Annotated in this window: 26 protein-coding genes, 1 other RNA gene and 1 pseudogene; 7 read left to right on the top strand and 21 right to left on the bottom strand. The window is 64.6% G+C overall.

The window, feature by feature from the left end; genetic code table 11:
• Positions 1-36 precede the first annotated feature (36 nt).
• A complete protein-coding gene (locus tag NA5_RS10895) occupies positions 37-900 on the bottom strand; it encodes a helix-turn-helix transcriptional regulator (protein ID WP_062984636.1) in 864 nt (287 codons plus the stop codon).
• 102 nt (positions 901-1,002) lie between these two features.
• Here NA5_RS10895 and NA5_RS10890 point away from each other — a divergent pair, with 102 nt between their 5' ends.
• Positions 1,003-1,752, top strand: a complete 750-nt coding sequence (locus NA5_RS10890; RefSeq protein ID WP_062984698.1) for an SDR family oxidoreductase — start codon at positions 1,003-1,005, stop codon at positions 1,750-1,752.
• Positions 1,753-1,806: 54 nt separating this feature from the next.
• Here the strand turns inward: NA5_RS10890 and NA5_RS10885 are convergent, their stop codons facing one another.
• The gene (locus NA5_RS10885) at positions 1,807-2,706 is read right to left on the bottom strand and encodes a phosphotransferase family protein (protein WP_062984635.1); all 900 of its coding nucleotides are present in this window, start codon (positions 2,704-2,706) and stop codon (positions 1,807-1,809) included.
• Positions 2,707-3,017: 311 nt separating this feature from the next.
• Between NA5_RS10885 and NA5_RS10880 the strand changes: the two genes are divergently transcribed.
• Complete coding sequence (locus NA5_RS10880) at positions 3,018-3,212, top strand: hypothetical protein (RefSeq protein ID WP_062984634.1); 195 nt, start codon at positions 3,018-3,020, stop codon at positions 3,210-3,212.
• Between the two features lie 34 nt (positions 3,213-3,246).
• On the opposite strand, the gene NA5_RS42130 is transcribed toward NA5_RS10880, so the two are convergent.
• The gene (locus tag NA5_RS42130; protein WP_062984633.1) at positions 3,247-3,594 is read right to left on the bottom strand and encodes a hypothetical protein; all 348 of its coding nucleotides are present in this window, start codon (positions 3,592-3,594) and stop codon (positions 3,247-3,249) included.
• A 63-nt stretch (positions 3,595-3,657) separates the two neighbouring features.
• Between NA5_RS42130 and NA5_RS42125 the strand changes: the two are divergent.
• Positions 3,658-4,134, top strand: a pseudogene (locus NA5_RS42125) (serine hydrolase); the annotation flags it as partial.
• A gap of 3 nt (positions 4,135-4,137) precedes the next feature.
• On the opposite strand, the gene NA5_RS10865 reads toward NA5_RS42125, so the two are convergent.
• Positions 4,138-5,754, bottom strand: a complete 1,617-nt coding sequence (locus tag NA5_RS10865; protein ID WP_062984630.1) for an FAD-dependent monooxygenase — start codon at positions 5,752-5,754, stop codon at positions 4,138-4,140.
• A 19-nt stretch (positions 5,755-5,773) separates the two neighbouring features.
• Positions 5,774-7,063: a serine hydrolase domain-containing protein gene (locus tag NA5_RS10860; protein ID WP_062984628.1), complete on the bottom strand. Its 1,290-nt coding sequence runs from the start codon at positions 7,061-7,063 to the stop codon at positions 5,774-5,776.
• Between the two features lie 212 nt (positions 7,064-7,275).
• On the opposite strand from NA5_RS10860, the gene NA5_RS10855 reads away from it, so the two are divergent.
• On the top strand, positions 7,276-7,710 hold the full coding sequence (locus NA5_RS10855; protein ID WP_157110332.1) for a hypothetical protein: 435 nt from the start codon (positions 7,276-7,278) through the stop codon (positions 7,708-7,710).
• Positions 7,711-8,266: 556 nt separating this feature from the next.
• Here the strand turns inward: NA5_RS10855 and NA5_RS10845 are convergent.
• The 3 genes from NA5_RS10845 to NA5_RS40270 are packed head-to-tail and all read right to left on the bottom strand — an operon-like array spanning position 8,267 to position 8,957.
• The gene (locus NA5_RS10845; protein ID WP_062984622.1) at positions 8,267-8,644 is read right to left on the bottom strand and encodes a hypothetical protein; all 378 of its coding nucleotides are present in this window, start codon (positions 8,642-8,644) and stop codon (positions 8,267-8,269) included.
• Positions 8,641-8,820 carry a hypothetical protein gene (locus tag NA5_RS10840; RefSeq protein WP_062984620.1) on the bottom strand — a complete coding sequence of 60 codons (180 nt, stop codon included), beginning with the start codon at positions 8,818-8,820 and terminating at the stop codon, positions 8,641-8,643. Before NA5_RS10840 ends, NA5_RS10845 begins: the two co-directional genes overlap by 4 nt.
• Positions 8,817-8,957 carry a hypothetical protein gene (locus tag NA5_RS40270; RefSeq protein WP_157110331.1) on the bottom strand — a complete coding sequence of 47 codons (141 nt, stop codon included), beginning with the start codon at positions 8,955-8,957 and terminating at the stop codon, positions 8,817-8,819. Before NA5_RS40270 ends, NA5_RS10840 begins: the two co-directional genes overlap by 4 nt.
• A gap of 216 nt (positions 8,958-9,173) precedes the next feature.
• Here NA5_RS40270 and NA5_RS10835 point away from each other — a divergent pair, with 216 nt between their 5' ends.
• Complete coding sequence (locus NA5_RS10835) at positions 9,174-10,376, top strand: helix-turn-helix domain-containing protein (protein ID WP_157110330.1); 1,203 nt, start codon at positions 9,174-9,176, stop codon at positions 10,374-10,376.
• Positions 10,377-10,716: 340 nt separating this feature from the next.
• Here the strand turns inward: NA5_RS10835 and NA5_RS10830 are convergent, their stop codons facing one another.
• The 10 genes from NA5_RS10830 to NA5_RS10790 all read right to left on the bottom strand — a co-directional run bounded on the left by NA5_RS10830 (position 10,717) and on the right by NA5_RS10790 (position 20,436).
• A complete protein-coding gene (locus NA5_RS10830; RefSeq protein WP_063813297.1) occupies positions 10,717-11,013 on the bottom strand; it encodes an HNH endonuclease in 297 nt (98 codons plus the stop codon).
• Positions 11,013-11,780, bottom strand: a complete 768-nt coding sequence (locus NA5_RS10825) for a hypothetical protein (protein WP_062984617.1) — start codon at positions 11,778-11,780, stop codon at positions 11,013-11,015. The genes NA5_RS10830 and NA5_RS10825 overlap by 1 nt, the downstream gene beginning before the upstream one ends.
• A 21-nt stretch (positions 11,781-11,801) precedes the next feature.
• Entirely contained in the window at positions 11,802-15,950 is a 4,149-nt protein-coding gene (locus NA5_RS10820; protein WP_062984616.1) for a hypothetical protein, read from the bottom strand.
• Complete coding sequence (locus NA5_RS40265) at positions 15,947-16,105, bottom strand: hypothetical protein (protein ID WP_157110329.1); 159 nt, start codon at positions 16,103-16,105, stop codon at positions 15,947-15,949. Before NA5_RS40265 ends, NA5_RS10820 begins: the two co-directional genes overlap by 4 nt.
• 159 nt (positions 16,106-16,264) lie before the next feature.
• Positions 16,265-16,624: a hypothetical protein gene (locus NA5_RS10815; RefSeq protein WP_062984615.1), complete on the bottom strand. Its 360-nt coding sequence runs from the start codon at positions 16,622-16,624 to the stop codon at positions 16,265-16,267.
• Positions 16,599-18,332: a hypothetical protein gene (locus NA5_RS10810; protein WP_174555222.1), complete on the bottom strand. Its 1,734-nt coding sequence runs from the start codon at positions 18,330-18,332 to the stop codon at positions 16,599-16,601. The genes NA5_RS10815 and NA5_RS10810 overlap by 26 nt, the downstream gene beginning before the upstream one ends.
• Complete coding sequence (locus NA5_RS10805; protein WP_062984614.1) at positions 18,329-19,075, bottom strand: bifunctional DNA primase/polymerase; 747 nt, start codon at positions 19,073-19,075, stop codon at positions 18,329-18,331. Before NA5_RS10805 ends, NA5_RS10810 begins: the two co-directional genes overlap by 4 nt.
• A gap of 250 nt (positions 19,076-19,325) precedes the next feature.
• Complete coding sequence (locus tag NA5_RS10800) at positions 19,326-19,688, bottom strand: hypothetical protein (RefSeq protein ID WP_062984613.1); 363 nt, start codon at positions 19,686-19,688, stop codon at positions 19,326-19,328.
• The gene (locus NA5_RS10795) at positions 19,685-20,137 is read right to left on the bottom strand and encodes a hypothetical protein (RefSeq protein ID WP_157110328.1); all 453 of its coding nucleotides are present in this window, start codon (positions 20,135-20,137) and stop codon (positions 19,685-19,687) included. Before NA5_RS10795 ends, NA5_RS10800 begins: the two co-directional genes overlap by 4 nt.
• A gap of 104 nt (positions 20,138-20,241) precedes the next feature.
• The gene (locus NA5_RS10790) at positions 20,242-20,436 is read right to left on the bottom strand and encodes a DNA-binding protein (protein ID WP_218020076.1); all 195 of its coding nucleotides are present in this window, start codon (positions 20,434-20,436) and stop codon (positions 20,242-20,244) included.
• Positions 20,437-20,548: 112 nt separating this feature from the next.
• On the opposite strand from NA5_RS10790, the gene NA5_RS10785 reads away from it, so the two are divergent.
• The gene (locus NA5_RS10785; protein WP_062984610.1) at positions 20,549-21,031 is read left to right on the top strand and encodes a helix-turn-helix domain-containing protein; all 483 of its coding nucleotides are present in this window, start codon (positions 20,549-20,551) and stop codon (positions 21,029-21,031) included.
• Positions 21,018-22,274 carry a tyrosine-type recombinase/integrase gene (locus tag NA5_RS10780; protein WP_245672189.1) on the top strand — a complete coding sequence of 419 codons (1,257 nt, stop codon included), beginning with the start codon at positions 21,018-21,020 and terminating at the stop codon, positions 22,272-22,274. The genes NA5_RS10785 and NA5_RS10780 overlap by 14 nt, the downstream gene beginning before the upstream one ends.
• Positions 22,275-22,311: 37 nt before the next feature.
• Here the strand turns inward: NA5_RS10780 and ssrA are convergent.
• From ssrA to smpB, 3 genes are all read right to left on the bottom strand, one after another.
• Positions 22,312-22,682: a transfer-messenger RNA gene (gene ssrA / locus NA5_RS10775) on the bottom strand.
• Positions 22,683-22,747: 65 nt separating this feature from the next.
• Complete coding sequence (locus NA5_RS10770; RefSeq protein ID WP_084484030.1) at positions 22,748-23,611, bottom strand: EamA family transporter; 864 nt, start codon at positions 23,609-23,611, stop codon at positions 22,748-22,750.
• A complete protein-coding gene (gene smpB / locus NA5_RS10765; protein ID WP_062984608.1) occupies positions 23,608-24,081 on the bottom strand; it encodes an SsrA-binding protein SmpB in 474 nt (157 codons plus the stop codon). Before smpB ends, NA5_RS10770 begins: the two co-directional genes overlap by 4 nt.
• Between the last annotated feature and the right edge of the window lie 39 nt (positions 24,082-24,120).

Below are 24,120 nucleotides of genomic sequence, written 5' to 3'. Positions count from 1 at the left end.
GCATGCGGTGGCCGATTCACCGGCGCGACGAATGCCTCAATTATCGGAATCCACTGGCACGGAAGCGGATTCGGACACCTCACCCGCGACTATCATGCCTAACAGTGCGAGTGCGCGCTCATCAGCCGAACCCTGCTCGGCGTGATAGGCGATGAGTATCTGGCCAGGGGCACCATTGACGGCGAAGGTTTCGTAGGACAGCGTGAGATCTCCGACCAGCGGATTGCGGAAATGTTTGACGCCCGCGGTTTTCGCGCGGACGTCATGGCGGGCCCACAGCCGCCGGAAATCCTCGCTTTTCAGCGTCAACTCGCCGACCAGCTCGGTCAGGCGCGGATCGTCGAGATCGGTGCCCGCGGTGGCACGCAGACTGGCGACGGTATCGGCGGCAATGGTTGGCCAGTCGGCGTAACACGCCCGCGCCTGCGGGTCCAGAAATATCGCCCGCACCATATTGACGCCCTTGGCCGAACAGGAATTGACCGCGGTGGCCAGTGGGTTCGCGGCCAGCACATCCATATGTCGGCCGAGGACCAATGCGGGCGTATTCGGCCAGGAATCCATCAGGCGCAGCAGCCCGGGCGCGACCCGCTCGGGCCGTCGCGTCGTCCGCCTGCGCCGGGCGGTCGGCCGCGCCAACTCGCGCAGGTGCGCGACCCCTTCCTCGTCCAACGCGAATACCCGGGCCAATGCCTCGACCACCTGCTCGGACGGATGCTTATCCCGCCCCTGCTCCAGCCGCACGTAGTAGTCCGCGCTCATGCCAGCGAGCATGGCGACTTCCTCGCGACGCAGCCCCGCCACCCGCCGCTGGCCGCCACCCGGAATCCCGAACTCCTCCGGACGCGCCAGTTCGCGGCGGGCGCGCAGAAACACACCCAATCGGTTCTCGGAGTCCATACAACCGAGGGTAGGACAACCCGGTCGCACCTGGGTGGCCCTGCGACTACCAGGAAGTCCGCAGCCTGGCAGGTGCGCGCGGCGGATACGAACGTGGTGCTCATGACAAACAACCTCGAAGGCCGCACCGCGGTAGTCACCGGCGCATCCAGCGGAATCGGCGCCGCCACCGCCCGACACCTCGCCCACAACGGCGCACGAGTCGCTTTACTCGGCCGCCGCAAGGATCGCATCGAAGAACTGGCCGCCGAGATCGGCGGACCCACCCTCGCGGTGGTCGCCGATGTGGTCGACCAGCAATCCGTGCGCGATGCCGCCGCGACAGTGCGCGCGGCATTCGGACCGGTCGACCTGGTGGTCGCGAATGCGGGCGTCATGCTCGCCGCACCGTTCGAAGCGGCGGACACCGACGAATGGGATCAGATGGTGGGCACCAATATCAACGGATTGCTCTACACCGGAAGGGCTTTCATCGATGACCTGCTGGCCGCGGCACGCGAGGGCCGCCGCGCGGATCTGTTGCATGTCGGCTCGATCGGCGGGCACACCGTCTTCCCGAACTACGGCGTCTACACCGCGACGAAGGCCGCGGTTGCCCATCTCACCCGCAACCTGCGCGCGGAATTCGGCCCGCGCGGTGTCCGGGTGAAGAATATCGAACCCGGTTTCGTGGAAACCGAACTCGGCGCTGGCATGCGCGATGAAGAACAGCGCGCCGGGCTCGCCCAGTGGCGCAGCGAACTCGAAGTTCTGCGTTCGGACGATATCGCCGATGCGATCGCCTATGCCGTCGCCGCACCGCCGCGGGTCAATGTGGCCGAACTCATCGTCGTGCCGACCCAGCAGGGCTGAACCCGATGCGGCGGACGTCCTCCCGGACGTTCGCCGCTCGGCTCCGCAAGAACGCTATGACAGCGCCGTCCACCCGTCCCACACCCGCGGGCCGATATCGCCACGCACACAGGCCAGGCGAAGATCCGCCTGCGCCTGGTACTCCGAATTCGCGGCCGCCGCCTGCGCGGCCATGGTGGCCATCCGGAACTCACGGATATCACGCAGCAGATAGAAGCCGTCCCAGCGCATCACATCACTGCCGTAGGCCCGGCAGTACTCGGCATACTGCGCATCGGTGATCCAGCCGAACGACGCGCATTCGATCGCCGCATGGACCAGATCCCATTCCGGCGGACCGAACGACAGCAGTCCGGTATCGAGCAGGATGACGCTGTCATCCTCCGCGACAACCACATTGCCGCTCCACGCGGCGCCATGGATGACACACCACGGCCGTCCGGTCGGCAGCGCGGCCCAGCGACCGCGCAGTTCCGCCAAATGCCTACCCATCCAGGATCTGTCGTCCGCGCTCATGGTGTGCGCGGCATCGATGCGTTCGTCGAGTCCGACGAAGGGTGCCACCTGTCCGATTTCCATATCGGTCGGCGGCGCCAGCCGATGCAATCTCGTCAGCGCCGCGGCCACCTCCGCGGGTGTGCCCGCGCGATGCCGGGGCAGCTCATGCCAGAAAGTCACCGCGCGGCCGTCTACCACCACCGGCTGCGGGATATCGGAAACCGCCTGCGCCGCAGGTATTTCGGCGGACGCCAACCAGCGCGCGACATCGACCGCGCGCTTGGCCGCGCCCTGCTGTCCGGGCGCACCGATCCGCGCGATCACACCGCCCGGCAACCGATAGTCGATCTCGCCGGTCACTCGAAGTAGTTGGGCGTCTGCGGAATTCATGCCGACGCTCGCGCAGGCGACCCGCAGAATCGACCACGTCCCGTTACTCAGCCGCGTTGCGGTCATATCCCGATGGTAACGGTTCGATCTGACGAATTGCATTGATTCACAACCAATCTGATGTATCAACGAGCGCACTGACCACAATGTCACCCGCAGGTTGCGGCGCGATCTTGCCCGGCAACCAGGTTGTTCGGATCGGCTCGAGATCCACGCCTCGTGCATGGTCAGCGTCTTCGCACGAGAGCCGAAGATCTTGCGGCCGTGATCATCACGTCCGTCGCGGACCTGGCGGAGCCAGGAGTCGTCGCTGATCGGCGAACTCGGCGCTGAGTCGATCGACCTGTTGGATATGGGGTTTCGCATCGAGGAGCGAGATGGTCAGCGAGGCGGGGCTGGCCCATCTCGGGCCAGTACGGCCGCAGTTCCACCGCAATTCATCGGCAAGCCCACCGCGAAATGATCAGGTGCACAGTCTCATAACCGTAGGCAATCTGATCGATCTGGTGCATTCGCTGGTGGCGCAGCACAAGTCCGAGGCTACGCCGATGGCGGTGGGAATAGAACCCTGATCGCGGCGGAAACGGTGCGCATCCCACAGCCCTCTCAGCTCGAGTCGCGCAGGCCGATCGTGAACGAGGCGCTGCGCCCGCGTCCGTCGAGCCGCCCATCACCCCAACTCGCGCTGCCGTAGGCGTCGACTTCGATGGCGTACTCGCCGTCGGCCAATTCGGTTGGCAGTCGCACCGATGCCGACGGCCGCCGGTCCACGAGGTCCAGGTAAATCCGCTGCGGATAGCCGTCCAGCGGCACCAGGAAGACCCGCGCGTACTCGAACTTCTTGCGAGCGGCCGATGCGTTGGCGGCCGACCATGTGATCTCGAGCGACCGACGGGCGGTATCGGTGAACTCGATAGCGACTCGCAATATCGCCTCGCCCGCCTGGTACCGCACGGCTTCCTCCTCATATGCCCGCTACGTCGCATTATCTTCCGGGCCTGGTCGTCGGCGCGTAGCGTGGTGCTGGAAAAGGCCACCGGCAAGCCGCTCGGCGAACTGATTCAGCAGCGCGTTGTCGACCCGCTCGCCATGATGCACAGCCGAGTGATGCTGACGCCACAGATGATCGAGCCGAGCCTGCACGGCTACACCAATGAGCGTGGTGTCTTCGAGGATTCCACGTTCTGGAATCCCACGGCATTCCTGCACAGCGGCGATACGAACAGCACGGTTGCCGACGTCGCGCTCTGGGTACGCGCTCTCGCCGACGGGAAGCTGCTACCCACCGAAACATTCGAGGAGATGATGGCGCCCTCGACAGCAGGCCTTGGCCCACTCACCAAAGAAAAGTTCTTCGCCTACGGCATCGCCCATGTCGATGACTGGATATTCATGAATCCGGCATTCGGCGGGTACAACGGTGTGGTCCAAGCTATTCCCATCGGCACCGAACTGGGCAAACTTCTCGTGCCGGACCGGCCGCCGCGCATCTGAGGCTCACCTGCGGAACGTCGATTTCAGGTGGTCGGTGACGTCGGCACTGCTCGCAGTGCGCCGCGCGAATCCGAGATAGCCGTCCGGCCGGACGACGAATACCGAGCGGTGCCGCGCGCGATAGCTCTGCGCGAATTTTCCTGCGGTATCGCGAATGAGCGGCAGGATCGTCTCGGCGATATCGGCTTGCGGTGCGGCGATGAGATACGCGTCGAGATGACCGTGCGCCGCCACCTTTGCGGCAGCGGCCAGATGTTCCAACTCACGAAGGTCGGTCGCGGTGGTGGTTTCGTCCGCGTAGATCAGGATCGTGTGGTCGATCCGGCCGAGCAACGAGAACAGCCGGAAATCGAAGGCGACGGCATCGCGGGTGAGACCGGTGGCATCGGGTGCCCGGCTACCCGCCCGCGGCAGCGGCTCGTCGAGGCTGTCGGCCACGATCCGACTGTCGCCGTAGTCGATCAGCAACTGCGCTTCGCGCCGCATCACGTAATCCGGATCAGTCGAATCCGCACCGATGCCCTCGCGGGCGCTGCGGACCGTCCGGCCCACCACCTCTTCGCCGACCGGCCTGCGTTCGGCGTCATAGCTGTCCAGCAGATCCGTGGCGGCATCGCCTTCGACGGCGAGCGCGAGCTTCCATGCCAGGTTGTGCGCATCCTGGATACCGGTGTTCATGCCCTGCGCGCCGGTCGGCGGATGAATGTGCGCGGCATCGCCCGCGACGAAAACCCTCCCGCGACAGTAGGAATCGACAATGCGGTGGCTTATCCGGAATACCGACGACCATCGAAGTTCGGACGCTTTGGTCGGCTCGGGACCGAGCCGGTCCAGCACCGCCTGCAGATGCGACAGTTCGGGAGTGCGGCCGGATTCGAAGCCGTGCGCGATGTTGTCCCCACCGACCGACCCACTCGCGAGTTCGTCCGGAACGAGCATCGAGATGCGGTACCGGGACCTGCCGGGCAACGGGATACACACCAGCACACCGTCGGTGACGCCGTCGGTCTGGTGCATCGAACGGATGCTGTACCCACGGGGCAACGACCAGTCCAGTTCGACATCACCGAGCATGTACTGCTCGTCGAATGCCGCACCCTCGAACGTCAGGCCCAGCGTCTTACGGACCGTGCTGTGCGCACCGTCGCAGCCGACGAGATAGCGCGCCCGCACCGTCTCATCGGCTTCGGCGCGCGACAATACCGCCCGGACGTCTTCGTCATACTGGTCGAATGTCGTGAGTCGCGTGCCGCGTTCGACCGTGGTGCCCAGCGCGGTGAGGCGGTCGCGCAGGATCCGCTCCGTCTCGTACTGAGGTAGCCCGATGAATTCGAACGGGATGTCCGACGGCAGTGCCAGTTCCATCCGTGCGACCTCGGCACCGTTGACATAGAGGATCTGCCCGCGCAGCTGGATCGCCGCGTCCAGCACCTGACGCAGGACGCCCATTCCCTCGAACACTTCGAGCGTGCGGGGTTGAATGCCAACGGCTTTCGCGTACCGGGGCGGTTCAAGCAGTGGATCGATGATCCGGCAGGAAATTCCCCTGCGACGTAACTCGATCGCGGTGGTCAGTCCGACCGGACCGGCTCCCGCGATGAGTACGGCGGTCTCGTCCATCCGACATCACCTCGCACTGTCATCGACCGGTCGTCGTCGGTTCGGCGGAATTGCTCGTCGGGCTCGTAGTCGCTGTGCCCGGAAGGGCATTGGCACCGTAGAAGGTCGGCAACATGCCTTTGAGCAGCACCAGGGCCGACCCCTCGCCCGACGGAACCGCCGCCAGGTTGGTAGCGATCACGATCGTGAGATCCGATTCCGGGTCGTGGCCCATAAAGGTCATGAATCCCGGAAGCTGACCGTCGTGTCCGATGAGGTGCGTACCGAATCGCACGATGCCGAGGCCGTATCCGGCTTGGTTCGGATTGGCCGGATCGATCGGTTGAATGCTGTCCAACCGAGTCTTCTGCATCTTCGGGTCGAGCAGGCGACCGCCGACGAGAGCCTGCACATACGTCGCCATATCGTCGGCCGTCGAGATCGCACCACCGGCGGTCCACGCCCAAGACACGTTGATATTCGTTTGGTTGCCGGGTTTCAGGGTGCCCGCGACGGCCTCGGCTTGCTGCGCCGGAGGAAGTGCGTAGGTGTCGATGGTGGAAACGTTGGTGCCGAAGGCATAGCCCTGGGGATGTGGATCCGGAATCGAGGAGTCCGTGGGGGCGGGCAGTGATGTGTCCCCGAGCCCCAACGGTTCGAAGATACGTTTCCGCAAACTCTCGGCGGCTGTCATATTCGTGAGCTTCTCGATGACCAGGCCGAGCAGGATGAAGTTGGTATTGCTGTACTCGAACTTTTCCCCTGGCTGAAAGTTCACCGGGTGCGCGAACGCGATGGCCAGCAATTCCTCCGGCGTCCACACCTTCTGCGGCTCATTGTCGAGCGCGGCATTGAACTGCGGGTCGAAGGTGTAACTGTATAGCCCGCTTCGCATTTCGTTCAGCTGAGCGATCGTGATCCGATCGCCGTTCGGCACGCCGGGCCAATACTTGTCGATGGGGTCGTCGAGCGAGAGCTTGCCGTCCTGCGCCAACTGCAGGATCACCGTCGAGGTCATCGTCTTGGTATTACTGCCGACCCGAAAGTAGTCGTCGACCGTCATCGGCTCGCTCGTACCGATGGCTCGGGTACCGAACGCCGCGGCCCAATTGCCTTGTTTCGGCGATTTGACGACAACGACCGCGCCCGGAATGGCGTTGTCCTTCATCAGCGTGGTGATCACCGGCCGGATAGCGGCGGCATACCCGGGTTCAGCTGCCTGCGTGGTCGATTGCGTGGAGGTTTTGCTGGAGTCCGTCGACGTCCCGCAGCCCGTGACGAGCAACAGACCGGCTGCAACACACGCGGCGATACCTGTCCTGTGTCCCATAACGCTCCGTTCGAGGTTTGCTGGAACGTGGCTGTGTGGCGCGGTGCAACACTAACTCCGCGTGACGCGATTTCGGGTGGGAATGCCGGGCTCGCGACGATGCTCCGACCCTTCGGCGCGGCCTGCACCGATGTGATCCGCGTCTCAGGTACCGTGCGACGACCTACGCCGGGCCATGAGGGGCTCGGTCGACACAGCGAAAGGCGGGCATGATGGGCGGACTCTCGCGCGGCGCGGCCGGTGTGGCGCTGGCGGCGGCGTGTCTGACAGTACCGACGACCTTGGCACCCCAAGCGAACGCGGCGATCTCCCCGACTCTGTCGGTGGCGATGACCGGTGCGACACTCGGTGCGACAAGCGTCGCGACGGTCGGCTGTGGGCAGACAGCGCAGGCGAGGGTGCAACGCCCCGATGGCACGCCGGTGCAAAGCGGTGTCGTCGAATTCACCAGCCGACTGCCCGGCCTCGGCGGCAATATCGTCGGAACCGTACCGGTCTCCAACGGCACCGCAAGCATCCTCTGGATTCCGGATATCGCGGGCCAACACATCGTCAGCGCCGTCTACTACGACGGCCTCCCCGACTACCAACCAGCAGCCGGATACACCACCGTCACCGCCGTAGACCTCGGCGGCGTCTGCATATAGTTCCGAAACGACGAAGGCCCGGTCCGTGTGGACCGGGCCTTTCGAGTGGAGCTGCCGGGAATCGAACCCGTTCCGCCCTCCTGGCCAGAGGGTCAAACATAGCTCTACCTGCGAAAACACATCACTGTGATTCACGCTCAATCACGGTCAATCACGTGGAATTGTGGGCAGAATGTGGGCAACGAGAAGCCCCCCAACTCCTGTTCGAGTCGGGGGGCTGCGGGCTTAGCTCATCGCAAGGAAGTCCGCGACGGCCTCAGCGTCCAAGCCGTTCGGCGACCCGACCATGACGCAATTGGTTCGCGGGTCAACGAGGTAGTAGCGGCCCTGGTCCTTCGTGAGCTGGTACCCCTGCCGGTGCGCTGCTCGACGCAAACGGCGACCCGACAACGGGTTACGGAGGGATTCGGTAGAGACGTGCATGGCTGTGCCCTTCTGAGCGGGAATCGGATTCCGCGCCATGCCATGCCGTGAGCCTCAAGGGTATCAGGTACGAAAACGCCCTCCTGCCACGCACAGCAGGAGGGCGTTCCGTCATTGCTGCGACGGGCACGCGTCACAACAACAGCCAACCGGGCCGATCGTCAACCCACACAACCGGACCGGGAATTGAGCCGTCACCGATGCACTTCCACAAGGTGTTCGCGGGCATCCCGTAGTACCTGCGGCGCATCGCAGCCAAGTCCGCGAACTTCACCGTCGCCGGACGCCGAAACGGCGGACCGCCGCGCGCCCAGACCTGAATACAGGGCAGCGACCACCCCGGGTGGCCACCGACCTCGATATCCGGTGCGGGCACCCAGGTTTGCGCGCTGTGCCGCCACCTGCACAACTGCTGATAGGTGGCGTCGGACAGCAGCGCGAACTGGCCTAGCCCGTAGTACCGCCGCACACCGGCATCGCGGCGGTCGGGCAGGTAAAGCGCGGCCGTCACTGCTCGATCTCGACGTCTACGACGGTGCCAGGCTCGACGTCGATGAACGCGGCAGGAATGGCCGTCTGCTCCTCCAGCTCGCGCTCGCCGAAGTCGACGCAATCGAACTCCTCGACCCACCCCTCGTCGTCGTCATGCAAACCGGCGGTTCCGTCGCTGAAGATGATCAGGCTCATCGCTCGGCCTGCCCGCCGTCGACGTCGGGGCGTCGGTCTCTCGGGTCGAGCTTGGTCGGCCAGTTCACAGCCAACACAACCCAACCCATGTAGATGATGGAGACGACTACAACGGTGATGATCACTGATGCGGGCATGGGCTGTACCCCTCGTGTGCGTGGTCCGATGTTGGGGCAAGCAGCGCCGGGGGCTCTTGACTGGCCAGGCGTCAGGGCGGAAACCTGGCCGCATCTTCGGGATTCAAGAGCTCACCCCGGCGCTACCTGCTATGACCAGCATCGATCGGTCGAACACTGTGAAGTGACAAGAAAATTTGTCATGCTTGACACCGGGGGACACGGGAGCAGGGTTCATTGAGTCAGCAGCATGTCGGAGTCGGCCAACGCGTAGCCGAGATGCGGCGATTGGCCGGATGGTCACAGCCGCGGCTTGCCGCCGAGGCGAACGTCTCGACGTCGTTGGTGCGCGCCGTCGAACAAGGCCGAGCACCAGCAAGCGCAGCGTTCATCTCAGCGTGCGCGAAAGCGCTACGCATGAGCGCCGCCGAGTTGATGGGGCAGCCCTACCCGCGCACCACCAACGAAGAGCGTGAGGTCTCGGCCGGCATAGCGATCATCCGTAGCGAAGTCGCTGCCTACGACCTCAAGCCGTCCGGGGTCACACCGCGGCCGCTCGCAGCGATCGCGGAGGACGTCGAGCGGATCCGGAAGTTCCGCCGCTCCGCGAACTTCCACAAGCTGTCCGCCGAGCTGCCGTCGTTGCTGACCGAGACTCGCGCCGCTGTGCACCAGTCGACCGGGCGTCAACGTGAGCAAGCGTGTGTGCTGCTCTGTGAGCTGTACAGCAGCGCACGGAGTTTGGCCCACAAACTCGGCTACACCGACCTAGCGACGATGGCCGTCGAACGTCTCGGGTGGGCAGCACAGATCTCCGGTGACACGGTGTGGATGGCCGCCGCACAGTTCCACCGGGCATCGGTGCTCACCTCAGCTGGCGACTGGAACTCCGCACTCACCTATCTGGATGACTGCCGCGCCGACATGGAATCCCGCGTCGGCTCAGGTGATCCCGCCGACTTGATCGGATGGGGAGGCCTGCACCTGCAATCCGGTCTGGCCGCAGCGCGAGCAGGTGACCGCGACACCGCCGACGCACACCTTGCCGAAGCCAAGGAAGCAGCAGACCGGATCGGCAACCCCGAATTCCACGATCCCGTCCTGACATTCGGGGCGGCGAACGTAGGCATCTGGTCGGTCGGGCTGGCCGTCGAGATGATGGACGGCACCGAAGCAGTGAAGCGGGCCGATGGTCTGCTGCTCCCGGCGAGCACACCGAAGTCTCGCGTCGGGCACATGTATATCGACCTCGCTCGAGGCTTCCTGCTGCACGGTGATCGGACTCGAACGATGGCCGCGTTGCAGAAAGCGAAGAAGGTGGCGCCGACGCAGACGCGCTACCACCCTCAGGTGCACGAGACCGTTCGGGTACTCGCGCGCGAGGAGGCACGGAGCACGGAGAGCGTGCGCGGTTTCGCGGCTTGGTGCGGCATCGCGTAGCCAGAGAGAGTGACAACCGGTCACTCTCCTACGGCCGCATATCGTCACGTGACAGCAAGCGATTGCGGCGATCACCGAAAAACCACCCCGGGGTGCGCACTGATGCGCGCCCTTACCCGGGGGGTGACCCCCCGAACGCTCGCGCGCCTACTTCGTCTTAGGCACCTTCTCCCCCCGACGTTTTTTCCACTGGCCCGAGAGGGGGCCGTGGCACACCCGATCTGGTCTGACGGGAGGGGGGAGGGGGGTCTATCGGGGAGGGGATGTGCCTAAGACGAAGTAGGCGCGCGGCCCCCGAGGGGGTCACCCCCCAGGGTTTCCGCAGGTCAGAGCGTTGCACTCACCAGGTTCGCCAGGTGACGTAGGTCCGTGGTGCGGGCTTGGCCGGCTCTTCTTCCGGTGTCACCTTCATCATCTTGGTTCCGCGGATGAGGTTGCAGCGGCGGTGTGCGGCTGCGACGTTGTCGGCGGTGTCTGTTCCGCCTCGGGCGACGGGGATGATGTGGTCGATGACGAATTCGCCGGGGTCCATATGTGGTAGCTGGTAGTCGATGTCCTCGCCGCAGATGTGGCAGGGCGGTTTGCCTCGGGCGACGTTGGCCCTGAGTCTGTTGCGGGTGGCGGTGTTGCGTGTCATCAGGCGACGGTGCCGAGGCTGCTGTTGGCTGCGGCGATGAAGGCGTCGTTCGCTGCCTGCGCCTTGGCGGTGTCTGCCTTGCGGGCGTTGGCCGCGTGGTCGGGGCCGTTGGTCTCGGGGCCACTGAGACTGAACACGGCGACACCGCCGTTCGGCCCTGGCTGGTAGGTCTGTTCAGGGAGTTCGGCCGGTGCTTCGCCTGCCCACTGCCGCAGCTCCTCCTCGGTGGCGTCCTTGAGTTCGCTCGGGCGTCTGATTTGGTAGCCGAGCTTGAGGGTGTTCAGTGCGGAGTCGCTGGGGGTGGACAGCCACTCGTCGATGAGGTCGGCCTGTTGGGGCATGTGCTTGCCCGCGCTGTCGAGGACGTCGGTCCAGCCGACGCGGACAGCCTGCTGCAGGATTGCCTTTGCCAGAAGGTCGTCGCCGCTGATGCAGGCGCGTTCGAACTTGCGTAGGGCTTGGGCTTTGCCGTCGATCTGGTCGACCCGGTCGAGTGCGTCTCTCCAGGACATGATCGCTGCGTGATCCTTGCTGCCGGGGCCGAACAGCTTGCGTTCGATTTCGCGGTGTTTAACGCGGGAGGCTTCGGCGAACTTCTCGTATGTCTGTTCGCTGAGTTTGCGGGCGGCGAGGTAGGTCTGTGCGATGAGTTTGCGGCGCCCGTCCGGGCTGTACCGCGGGTCCGCGTTGTACTTGGCGATGTCTTCGCTGAGTGCTTCTTTGAGTCCGCGCATGAAGTCGCGGTCTTCAGTGTTGATCATCGACATGGTTCTTTCCTCCTGGGTTGGTTATCGGGTGAATCCGCCGCTGCGTTGGGTGGCGAGTGTGCGTCGGCGCCAGACGCGTTCGACTGCCGCGGCTGCACTGTTGGGGTCCATACCGTTGTTGATGACGGTCATCTGATGCCCTCCGCCCCCGGCGAAGGCACCCATGCCGAGGACGCCAGCGCCGGTTTCCAACATTTCGCGCCAGTTGTTCTGGAAGAAGTTCTGGACGTCGGAGGTGGTGCGTTGTGCCAGGGTGTTGGCTTGCGCGCCGAGGTTGGCGACTGCTTGTTCTGGGGTTGCCGCCATGTACCAGGGGGCGGGGCCGTTGAACAGTTCCTTCGCTCCCGGTATGGGCAGGTTCGCCAGGGGGTGGGTGCTCTGGTCGGCTGACATCGGGCTGGACGTCGTTGGCGTGGTCGATCCGAACTCGGTGGACGACAGCGTGTCTGGTGAGGTCGGTACGACTCCCGGTGTGGATGCTGCGACGTTGACGCCTGTAGGCCAGTTGACGACGAATACCGGTGTTGCGCCGGAAGTGTTGGCCGCACCGCCATTTCCGCCACCGCTGCCACCTGTCGAGCCACCGGTCCCTGTACCGCCGCTGAGACCGCCGCCGAGGCCTGAGCCGCCACTGGTGTTGCCGCCTGCGGGGCCGCCGAGGTCTCCGCCGAGCAGCGCCGCGGCGGGGATGTGCATCTGGTGGTCGAACATGCTCGAGGTGACCGGGGTCGCGCCGGTGCCGATGACGACTCCGTCTCCGGATCGGGATTCGACGCCCGTGCCGTCGCTGAGCCGCATGGCGGTGTGCCCGTTGGCTCCGCCGCCGTTGTCATACCAAGCGATAGCCATGTCACCGGGGCCGCCGAGACCGGGCAAGGCTCCCTTGGACTTGAGCCATGAACCTTCGGTCTGTGTGGACATTCGGCCGGCGCCGAATGGGTCGAGACCAAGCGCGTCGTTGACGGTGGCAGCGACCATGCCTGAGCAGTCGATCGAGGTCCGGGAGAATCCACCCATCAGATATCCCGCGGAGTCCATGGATTCGGCGAACGCCTTGCCGGGCACCCTGCCGCCGGTCGCGAATCCGGGGATCATGCCGTGCAGGAAGTCCGCGGACGGCACCCACCCGGCGTTGATCGCCTGCAGCAGCGGCAGCGTCTTGGATGTCGCTGCGGCGTTGACGACGAACTCGCCGTTGGACACTGCGGCGATGATCGAATCGCTTGTCCCGGTGCCAGGTCCGCGCAGCAGACCGCCGACGGCAAGGTGGGCGGTACCCCAGTCCGAGAGGCTCTTGCCGAAGTTGTTGATGTCATCGGCTCCAGGGATGGAGATCCCGGCGATTTTGGTGGGGATCTTCTGGATGAGGTCGCCGAGCGCCTTGACGCCGACAGCGATACCGTGCACGACACCGCCCCACGCTTTGCCGATGAAATCGGCTGCGTCGCTGAAGAATCCGCCAATGTCTTCCATTGCGCCTTTGAGGAAGTCCTTGGCGGCACTCACGGCCGATACGGCGGTTTCGATGGCCGTTTTCACGGTGCCGCCGAACTGCTCCATCACCGGGATGACGATCGGGATGATGACGTCGTTGATGAGCGCGGTGAACGCCTTCATCATGTCGATGATGACCGGTGACATTTCGATCAGGAGTTGGGTCAGTGGTGGCAGGATCTCCGCGGCGAGCTTCGCGAACTCGGGCAGGATCGGGGTTACCGACAGCAACAGGTCACCCCACGCCTTGATCAGTGGCGGCAGGATCGGGGCGAGGTCGGTAATCGCCTGTGCGATCGCCTGCCCCAGGGTTTTCGCGACGTCAGCCAGCACGGGCGCCATGTCCTTGATGACCGGTAGGAAGGCGTCGGCGAATTGCTGCACGACCGGGCCGAGCGCGTTGAAGATCGTTGTCAGCGCCGGGGCGAGGGCTTGCAAGATATTGGAGACCAGTTCCGCGAACACGGGCAGCAACGGCGCGACCGCGGTAATCAGTGCCGCGAACGCTGTGCCGATCGGGCCGATAGAAGGTGCGAGCGCATCGATAGCCTTGACCAGGGCTTCCCCGATGGTCACCGCGATCTGACTCATGGGCCCTATCAGTGGGGTGAGTGCCCCCATGAGGCTTTCGAGTAGCTTCCCGATGACCGGTAGTACCGGTTCGAGTCCGCGCAAGAGTGCGTCGATGAAAACCGTCAGCGGGGGGATGAGCTTGGTGAAGGTGTCCGCGAATACCTTGCCGATCGAGCCCAGCGACGGGGCTAGTGCCTTGAAGGCTTCGCCCAAGGTCAGGAACAGCGGGCCGAGGCTGGGGCCGACGGTGTTGCCGATGTCGATGAGGCCGTCGACCACCGCTTTCAGTCCGCCGCCGAGTCCTTCGATGATGTTGCCGAAGGTGTCGAAAAGCTTTGTGAGAGCGCCACTTTCGAAAGCGTCGGTGAACGCTTGGCCGATGTTGCCGAACAGTCCGGCGACCTGGCCGCCGATCTTCTCCGCGACCGGCTCGAATGCTTTCCCGATCGACAAGAACCCGGTGGTGGCCTGCTTCAGGCCGGGGCCCATGCCATCAATAAAGCTCGCGGTGCCCGCGAATATTGACTGGATACCGGCGAGGTTCTCCGGTGCCTTCCAGAACTGGGCGAAATCCTTGGTCAGCGCGTTGATCGACGTCGCGACCGCGGTCATGCCGACACCCAGAGTCGGCAACGATACTGCCGCGAGGTCCTTGATACCGGCGTCGGCGCCAGCGAATAGGGCGTCCTGGGTGGGGGTTGCGACGAGGTCATCCCACGACGACTTGACGTCACGGGCAGCAAGCACGAATGCCTGAGCGTTGGGGCTCAGCTTGGCCAACGCCTGCGCGGCTTTGTCCTGAGCCGACGACGAGCTACTCGAGGCATCGGCGACCGCCTTCTGTGCCTTGGCGACTTGGTCGTAGGCCTTCTGTACAGCCTTCTGTGCGTCGGCGACGCGTTGATCTGCTTGTGCCGCCTTGTCTTTCGCGGCGACAACCTTGTCGCTGCCTTCGATTCCCTTGGCCTGGGCGTCGGCCGCTGCTTCTTGGGTGTCGCGGTTCTTTTCCTGCGCTTCGGCTAGCCGTAGTTCGGCGCGTTCAACGCGCAGCAGTGCCTTCTCGCGGTCTTCGGGCTTGGCCTTGGCGAGATCCTTCTGTGCTTCCTTGAGGGCGAGCGCGGCTTCCTTCTCACTGAGGGAGGCGTCGCGCACCTTGAGTTGGTAGTCCTCGAGCTCGTCGGCGGCTTCCTTGTATGCCTTGGCGATGTCGTCGGTGGCGTCGCGGGCATCCTTCTGCGCATCCGACAGGTTCTGTTGCGCGGTCTCGACGTTCTCCAACGCCGTGACGACCTGCTCTTGTGCTGCGGCAACAGCTTTCGCCTGAGCCTGCCCATCGGCGCCCGCGGAGTCCTCCGCTGCGGATAGGGCTTTGAACGCGTCGCCGATGCCCTGGACGCCTACCGCTACCGTCGCTGCCGCTGCGGCGGCCGCGGGTCCGAGTGCGGTGATTCCGACGCCGAGCGCACCGACCGCGCCGAGGGCCGCGCCTGCCGCGCCGCCGATCGCTGCGATGCCGGCGCCTGCCGCTGCGGTCGCTCCCGCGGCTTTGGTCAGGTCTCCGAGGGAGCCGACCGAACGTAGGCGGTCCAGTCCTGACCGGTCAACGTCGACGTTGACGTTCTGCTGGATCGGGCTAGCCATGCCCTGCAGCTGGGCGTGCAGTGCGGCCATCGCGGCGAGTGCTGCGGCGGAGTTGATTTGGACGCCGACACCGACGTTCCACTGATGTTGGGCCTGCAGTAGCGCCAGCCCGACCGCCATGCGGTCCGCGAACAGGGAGAAGTCCGGGACTACGTCGACGTTGACGTTGCCGACGTGGGAGACGTCGACGTTGGCGCGGATGCTGATCGGGTGGGCGTCGGCGTAGGCTTGCGCGTCGCGAATCGCGTCGTGTACCTGAGTGTCGAAACGGCTCGTGTCCGCGGTGACCGGGATTTCCACCGAACCGATGTGGGAGACGTCGACGGCCGCTTTGATGTTGATCGGGTTACGGTCCGCGTAGAGCTGTCCGCCACGGATAGCGTCCTTGATCGAACGGGCTAGCTTGTCGGTCGCTCCTGTGATGCTGACGTACGCCGTCGCTAGTTCGATGGCCTCGGTCACGCGGCACTCCGAACGCTCGGCGACTTGGGGCCGCGATCAGGGTCGGGTTCCGGCGGTCGAGCGCGCAGGAGGATGAGCTCGAATTCGGGATCGGGCAGTTCGCGCAGGAATGCGACGCACCCGTCGATCAGAAAGTCCCGTGGATCCTCGTGCATTTCAGTTCACCGTCCCGCATCGAATACGGGAAGCGGCTCACAAGGTGAAAGGAATAAAGCCCCTGTGAGCCGCCTTACCCGCTAACTTCCATACCGCCCGCTGCCCCAGGTAAGACAGCGATTTCGACGGTATCGATGGGGGTTATCGGCGTACAGAAATCAGTCCGTGCGCGGACATTTCCGGTATCGGCGAACGCGTGGTGCGCGCGCGAATTCCTCCACTTTCTCGCGGTCGAATACCCAGCGTCCGGATATCACGGTTCCGCCCATTTCCGGAGCGAAGCGGCGCACATGACGTTCGCCGCAACGCAGGATTCGGGAGGCTTCCCGGACGCCGATCGGGCCGGAGGTGGTGGCGTGGCCAGTGGTGTCGCGGATGGCTGCCTCGAGTCGGGCACGGAGGGCTACAACCGTGGTGGGTGCCGGGCGCCCGGCGAGGGCGCGCTGGGTCAGAGTGAAGTCGACACAGTGGAACAGCGTCCTGGTTTCGCGGTCATCCTCTGCGCGGAATGGGGTCACCAGCCCTCACCCCCGCCGTCCGGTAGCCGATGGTGCCCTTGCGCTTGTCCGGAACCTGTCCAGCGATGAGCACGCCCTCGGCGACGAGATCGGCGAGGACTCCGGGGAGCAGTTCGCGGTCCCCGGTTATGCCGGACATGACCTGGGTCAGTGCCGTGGCTGTGACGAATTCGCCGTTGGCTTTGCCGACCTTTGCTGTGACGTAACCGCGCACTTTCTCCCGTCGATCGAGAGGTACGACCGAGGGACTCAGGGACTCAGGGACTCGGGCATCGTTTTCGCAGGTAGTAGCCAAATCCCTAGGGACTCCATCGAGGGACTCGGGGGACTCGCTCCACTCTCCCAAGGGACTCGAGTCCCCGCCTGAGTCCCTGTCGTGACTGTCATCAACTCGCAGGTCAGATGCCATATCCGACGTTTGAGTCCCTGAGTCCCTGAGTCCCTCGGGTACGAGTTCCAAGACCGGTTTGCCGTCGACCTTGTGTTCACAGACAATGTTGCGGTCGATTAACTCGGCGACAGCTGCGTCGTAATTCTCACGGATATCGGCCTTCAATTTGCGCCGCAATTCGGTGCGCACTGCGGGGCCTTTCTTGAGCCAATACAGGACCCGATCACACGCCCGCTCGAACTTGCTGTTGCCGACGATCTCGTCACGCTCGGCCACGGCCAATGCGCGCGCCTTGTTGGTGCGCTGCGCGGCGGCCGCAGTCGCTTTCTGAATCTGGCGGCGAGTGGCGTTCGATACGGCCATGACGATCTGAGAGAGCTCCCAGTCCTCGTCATCGATCGCGGTTCGGCCCTCGAGCGCCATCAGGGCGGCGGCGACCTTCAACTGAGACAGCAGCGCGTGACCATCCAGAGCGTGACTGTCGTCGGTCTGGCCGCGCAGCCGAGCCAACCGCGCGGTGTCGATCGCTTGTCGCGCCCGGTCTGGAACCGCAAGGTCGCCCGGAGTCCAGATTGGGTGTGGCATCTTCACGACCCATTGCGCCGGTGCTTCCGGTTGGCGATCGGGTGCGTCCTCGTCAATGACGGGCAACCACAACAGGCGCTGAGGGGTGCCGCCGTCCGCGCCGTCGAGCAAGGTCTTGGCGCGCAGCGGCTGTACGCCGACGATGAGGCAGGCGCGATAGCTGTGCGCCCGGACGACCGACCGGGTCGCCTTCCCGGCGTTGTTGAATCCGACGCTCTCGCCGGAGTACAGCTTGCGCAGCTCACCCTCAAGGGTAGCCCCACTGCGTTCCATCAGTGCGGCGAGGGTGTCGACCTCGGGGGCGTTGAACAGCGCGTGCCCGCGGTCGTTGGGTTCCTCGTCGGCAAGTCCGGCCGACCGGAAGGTTCTCGCGATGCCTTCACCCGAGCCGAGAGGGAACTCTTCGATGTCGACCAGGTTCCGCATGGTCGGGTCATAGCTGCACGCCAGTGCGTCGCGTCCAGCTGCTTCGCACGTGCCCTTGCCGCCGCCGGATGACCCGACCAGGGCAACGAAGAGGTTGAGCGACATCTTTCCGCCGACCAAGGGCGGCAGGGTCACGGTGTGGGGGATCGCGGTCACCGTGCGTACCATCGCGACGCCGAGCGTCCCCCACGGTCCGGCGCGGCGGGCGCGGGCGTAGGCGCGAATGTGCCTGAGCACCTCGCGGGAGTTCCAGAATTCCTCCACCAGGTCCATCGCGAACTCGTCACGCTCGTCGGGAACACTCACGCGCACCGCCTCTCCGCAGAGCGGAGGGTCCGCTCGACCTCGACCTCGTCCAGCCCGCACGTCAACGCGGCGGCGCGGAGCAAATCCAGCACCGCCTGATCGGCGCCCTGCTCGATCGCACGGCACGCCGCCCAGAACAGGACTTGATTGCGCTTGCCGGGTACGGCCTCAGCCACCGCCCGCACCAACCCATCCATCCGCCCCGCTGGTGTAGCAACCCATTGCGGGCGTACAGGTTCCGGATACTCGACCTTGCTCCGCAAGTGCTCGGGCAAGGGCGCGATCGGCGCATCGTTCACCCACTCGTACCGGCGTCCGGTGTCCCGATGAATCGACGACGGCGCGATCAGATATCCAGCACTGGTTTTGATGTCGACGCCCCGCTTGCCGCCGAGCTGGCCACGCGGATGCCGAGTGAATCGGTGGCGAAACCACAGGTGCCAGCCGCCGCCACCCGTGCGGGCCGTCCATGTCGGCGGGAGGTCCCCCAGCTGCTCGAGGTCACCGCCCGCCCGGGGGTCGACGTCCAGCACCACGACGTTCTCCACTGGCCTGATACCGATGTTCCCGGTGGGGCAGCGTCGCCACCACTCCCCGATTACGGTCGGGTCGATGGTGGCGCTGTCCTTGCCGCGGCGAGCGAGATTGCCGTTGGGCGCTTTGCCTCGAGGGTGTATGGGCAGCACGGGGAATCCGGCGGCCGCGTACATCAGGGCATGGTCGAGCAGGGCGGCGTCGTTCATGGGGTTGCCTCCTGCTGGCCCGCCAACTTGCGGCATCGCGGACCCAAATGCGTTGCGACACTTCGACGGGAGATCAGCCAGTGCCTGCACCTGGTGCAGCGGACAGCCAACCGAAACCCGTGCCGCTGGGCCTCCTCGAGCAATCGGGCCTCGAGGAAATCCTCTGTGCGCTCGCTGAGGGGCACGCCCGAAGGCGCGGCGACCGAAGCGGCCGCGCCCTGGACTTCTTCGTTGGAATCTAGGGATCCGCTCACGCACCGCCCCCTAGCGTGGCCTGCGCGTAATCGCGGCACTCGGCGAACTTCGAACGCAAGCTCGCCGCCAGTTCCGGCGACATCGTGCCGAGCACTTCGAGCATCGGCGCGATGATGTTCTTCGCCATCATGGGTAGCGCCATGGCCGTGATGTATCCGGCCGCGTCGGTGTCGACGTCCTCGATCCAGTCGATAGAGACGGCGTCGATCGCGTCGTCATCTCCTGCCGCTGCGGCGTATCGGTACATGAGGATCGTTGCCGCATCCTGCAGCTTGTCCAGGTCAACGAAACCGCGCGGAAGGCCGTCGTCGCCGACGACCATGAACGCGGTTGGCGGCTCAATCGGGTTGCCGGTCACTGTCCACCCCCGAGGGTGCGCAGCGATTCGATGGCAATGCGGTCGCTCCGCTCGACCACAGCGCACCACTGTTCGAACGGTGACAAGTCCACGTTGGCGACGATCATGTCGATGACGTCGGAGGCACGGCAGTGAACGTCATAGTGCTTCCAGAACCAAACAATGAGCTCAGAAATGCGCATCTCGATCGGTGCAGGCGTGCTGGTGAATAGGTCGAACAAGTCGACTTCGAGGGCTTCGGCGACCCGCTCGATATCGCAGGTCGTCCAGGCTGCGCTGTTCGCGAAGTAGTCGCGGAATTCGCGGGCAGTGATTTCGGTCGCTTCCTCGAGTTCCTCGAGGCTGAGGTCACCCCAGGTGACCAACGCCCGCATTCGGGCACTCATCAGACCGGAAAACCCGTTGCCAGGGATCGTCGGGATGGGGAGGTCTGGGCTAGTCTTGCTCATGATTCGCTTCCTCGCGAGGGTGGTGGATTCGATGGCCCGGTGAGCGATCAAGTGGTGGGCGCCACTCCGCTCCCGGGCTGGTTCATTTCGGGGGGTGGGTTGCATTAGGCGGCACCCCGCGGCCGCACCGTGTTCGCGCGCTCGTACTCCAGGACCGACTCCAGGGGATAGAGAACCTGTCGGCCGACCTTGATGTACTCAGGGCCAATGCCCAAGTAGCGCCACTGCGCCAGCGTCTTCACGCTCGGCGTTCCTTCCCACCGCTCGCTCAGGTGCTCGGCGGTAAGTCGTCTGCTCAATCTGATCTCCCTCAATTCTGTAAAGTGCAGAACATTTTCAGCCAACAACTGGCTACGCACAGTCTTACACCTTCCCTTGCGATCCTGCAAGGTCTCCAATAATCTCTGCGTTATGGCGAAACGAAGGATCGAACTCGGCCGAACGGGCGAGACCCTAAAAGCGAACGTCAAGCGGATCCGGAAGCAGCAGGGCCTAACCCTGCAAGACATCTCCAACCGGCTCGAGCGGACCGACCGGCCGATGTCGTACAACACGGTGTCGGAGGTCGAACTAGGCGCGCGTCGCGTTGATGCTGACGACTTGGTTGCGCTCGCGCTAGTCCTGAACGTCACCCCGAATGCCCTCTTGCTGCCTCCCATTGAAGACAGCACGCGGATGGTTCAAATCACTTGTGCCGGTTGGCAAACCGCAGCGAATGTCTGGGAGTGGGCACGGGGGGAGAAGGCGCTGCCTGTGCCGAAACAGCCCCCAGGCGGTATCGAGCGGGCGACGGCGCAGCTCCAACTGAACTCGAATCCGGCAATGCAGGACATCGCCGATCAGCCCAACATTGAATCCAATCCGATAGAGGCGAACGACAGTGGCGACGACTGAGGCGTATCAGACGACGGCGTGCCTGACCATCTGCGGCCAGAAGCACTACGGCACCAAGGCTCGACCGGATGGAAGCGAGCCCGATGAGCCGTGCAGGAAGGCCGACCACACCCTCTACCGTGTCCGTTACCGCAAGCCAGACGGGCGGCAGACCGACAAGCGAGGCTTTCGACGTAAGCGCGATGCAGAGCAGTTCGCGAACACCGTCGAGGTCGATAAGCTGAAGGGCAGCTACATCGCGCCGTCGCTCGGGAAGATACCCGTAGGCGAATTGGGTAAGGCGTGGCTCGACGGGCAGGTGTTCGACAAGGAATCGTGGGGGACGCGCGTCGAGTCGATCTGGCGATGCCACATCGAACCGTTCTGGGGTGCACGGGCCGTGATGTCGATCGACTCAACGCAAGTCCGCGACTGGATCGCCGGTATCGGCCGCGCCCCATCCACGCTCGGAGACATCCATTCGGTATTCGCGTCCATCCTGGACGATGCCGTGACACAGAAGCGGATTCCGTCGAATCCCGCTCGGGGCGTGAAGATTCCGAAGCGCAAGGGTGCCGACCACAACTACCTCTCCCATGTACAGGTCGCGCGACTGGCCGCCGAATCCAAGCACCCTGAGATCGTGATGTTCCTGGCGTACAGCGGGTGCCGGTGGGGTGAGATGGCAGCGCTGCGCCCCCGGGATGTCGATATCGACCGGTGCCGGATCCGGATCATGCGGTCGGCGTCCAAGGTGAATTCCCGCAGCGTGATTGGCGACCCGAAGACGTGGGAGATTCGGACGGTGGCGGTACCGGGCGAAGTCGCCGAACTTCTCCGGCCGATCGTGAAGGCGCAGCGCGACCCGAACGGACTGCTGTGGGCGCGACCCGATGGTGAGCCGTTGCGGCCGCCGACAACCACCCATTGGTTCGGGGGTGCCGTGCGCCGATGCATCAAGGCGTCGATACCGCTCGATGACGACGGCAACCCGACCGGCGCGGCGACGTTCCCGCGGGTGACCGCGCATCAGCTGAGGCACACGGCGGCGTCGTTGATGATCGCCAGCGGCGCGCACGTGAAGACCGTGCAACGCCAGCTGGGGCACAAGTCGGCGGTCATGACGTTGGACAACTACGGGCATCTGTTCGAAGACGATCTCGATGACGTGGCCGAACGAATGGGCGCGGGACTGCGGAAGGCAGCGGCGGAATGTGGGCAAAATGTGGGCACAGAGCAGATTCTCGAGGCCGTCAGCGCATGAAAAAGGCCCCTCACCTGCCGTAACAAGTGAAGGGCCTTCGTGGAGCTGCCGGGAATCGAACCCGGGTCCTCCGCCGCGTCTTCAGGGCTTCTCCGTGTGCAGTTCGCTAGGTCTCTACTTGGATCTCCGGGTCTCGCGAACAAGCTCGGATGACGATCCCAGTCGCTGTTGGATGTCCCGTCCGACTCCGCGACCGAGCCGGACGGTAATTCCCTCTAGCTGATGCCAGTACCCGGGTCGAGGGACGAACCCGGACTGACAGAGACGCCTGCTACTTAGGCAGCGAGGGCGTACTCGCGCTGATTGGAATCGGCGCTTAATTGGTTGCAACGACGCTTACGGTGGTCTCTTGCCTGCACCGACACGCTTCCCCTAAATCTACGTACGCAGTCGAAACCGTTCAGCCCCGTACGTCCCGACACCTTGTCGGGCTAGTTACTTTAACACTCGGTCATGCCGTATTCATTCCATTATCAGGCCACCGCGATCAGCCCGACCGAAGCGAGCGCCAACACCATCCCGGCCTGCTGCTGTCGCCCGACCCGCTCGCCGAGCAGCACCATGGCCAGTAGCACGGTCGCCGCCGGGTACAGCGAGCCGATCACGCTGACCAGCGAGAGCATCGAACCGTGGAAGGCATACAGCAGTGCGGCATTCGCAATGGTGTCCAGCACCGCGATATACGCCGCCAACCGCAGTGGTTCACCGCGCAGCGGCCGAAACTCCCCGGCCGACAACGCGATCAGCCAGACCATCGGACTTGCCGCACCGCGTTGGGCCAGCAGCGGCCAGACTCCGGCGCTCGCGTGGGTTTCGTGCAGGAAGACGAAGGCGAGTCCGAAGGCCGCGCCCGAGCCGATGGTGAGCAGCGCCACGTTCCTGGTGAAGCGCAGCTCGCGGCCGCCGGTGATTTCCTCGGTGACGTCATCGGGCGACTCCCGGCTCACCAGGTAGACCGCGCCGAGCGCGAACACAATGCCAGCGATTGCGAGCGTGCCGGGGCGCTCGCCGATCAGCAGACCGACCAGCACCGGAATACCCGCGACCAACAGGGCCGTCAGCGGTGACACCACCGCCATCGGGCCGCTGGCCAACGCGGCATAGAACCACCAGACCGCGAAGCCGCTCGCCACACCGGCCGCCAGTCCCCACAGCATCGATGCGGTGTCCGGGGTGCCACCGACCAGTGGCAGCAGCACGAGAACGAACAGCGTCGACATCGGATACGAGACGACCACGACCCGCAGGGCAGTCACCCGCCGCGAAGCCACCCCACCGAAGAAATCACTCACGCCGTAACCGACCGCGGCCAGCAGCGCCAATAGGACAGCGGTCAACGCATACCTTTGATCCGCCGCCCCAGTTCCCGAGTGACCTCGCGCTCAGCGGTGCGCTTGGCCAGATCCTGTCGCTTGTCGTAGTCCTGCTTACCCTTGGCGAGCGCGAGCTCCACCTTGACCTTGCCGTCGGAGAAGTACATCGACAGCGGTACCAAAGTTTGGTTGCCCTCGCGCGATTTGCCGACCAGCCGCTCGATCTCGCGCTTGTGCAGCAATAGCTTGCGCACCCGGCGCGGCGAATGATTGGTCCAGGTGCCGTGGCTGAACTCGGGAATGTGCAGACCCCGCAGCCACACCTCGCCGTTGTCGACCGTCGCGAAGGCGTCCACCAGCGAGGCCTTACTCTCGCGCAGACTCTTGACCTCGGTACCGACCAGCGCGATCCCGGCCTCGTAGGTGTCCAGGATCGTGTAGTTGTGCCGCGCCCGGCGGTTGGTCGCGATGACCTTGCGCCCCTTCTCCTTCATAACGGTCAACTCTAAGTGACTCGGCAACCGGATTATTCC

Source organism: Nocardia anaemiae NBRC 100462, assembly GCF_001612725.1.
Taxonomy (GTDB): domain Bacteria; phylum Actinomycetota; class Actinomycetes; order Mycobacteriales; family Mycobacteriaceae; genus Nocardia; species Nocardia anaemiae.
Note: the sequence above shows the minus strand (reverse complement) of the source record. Positions and strands in the feature narration are given on the sequence as shown.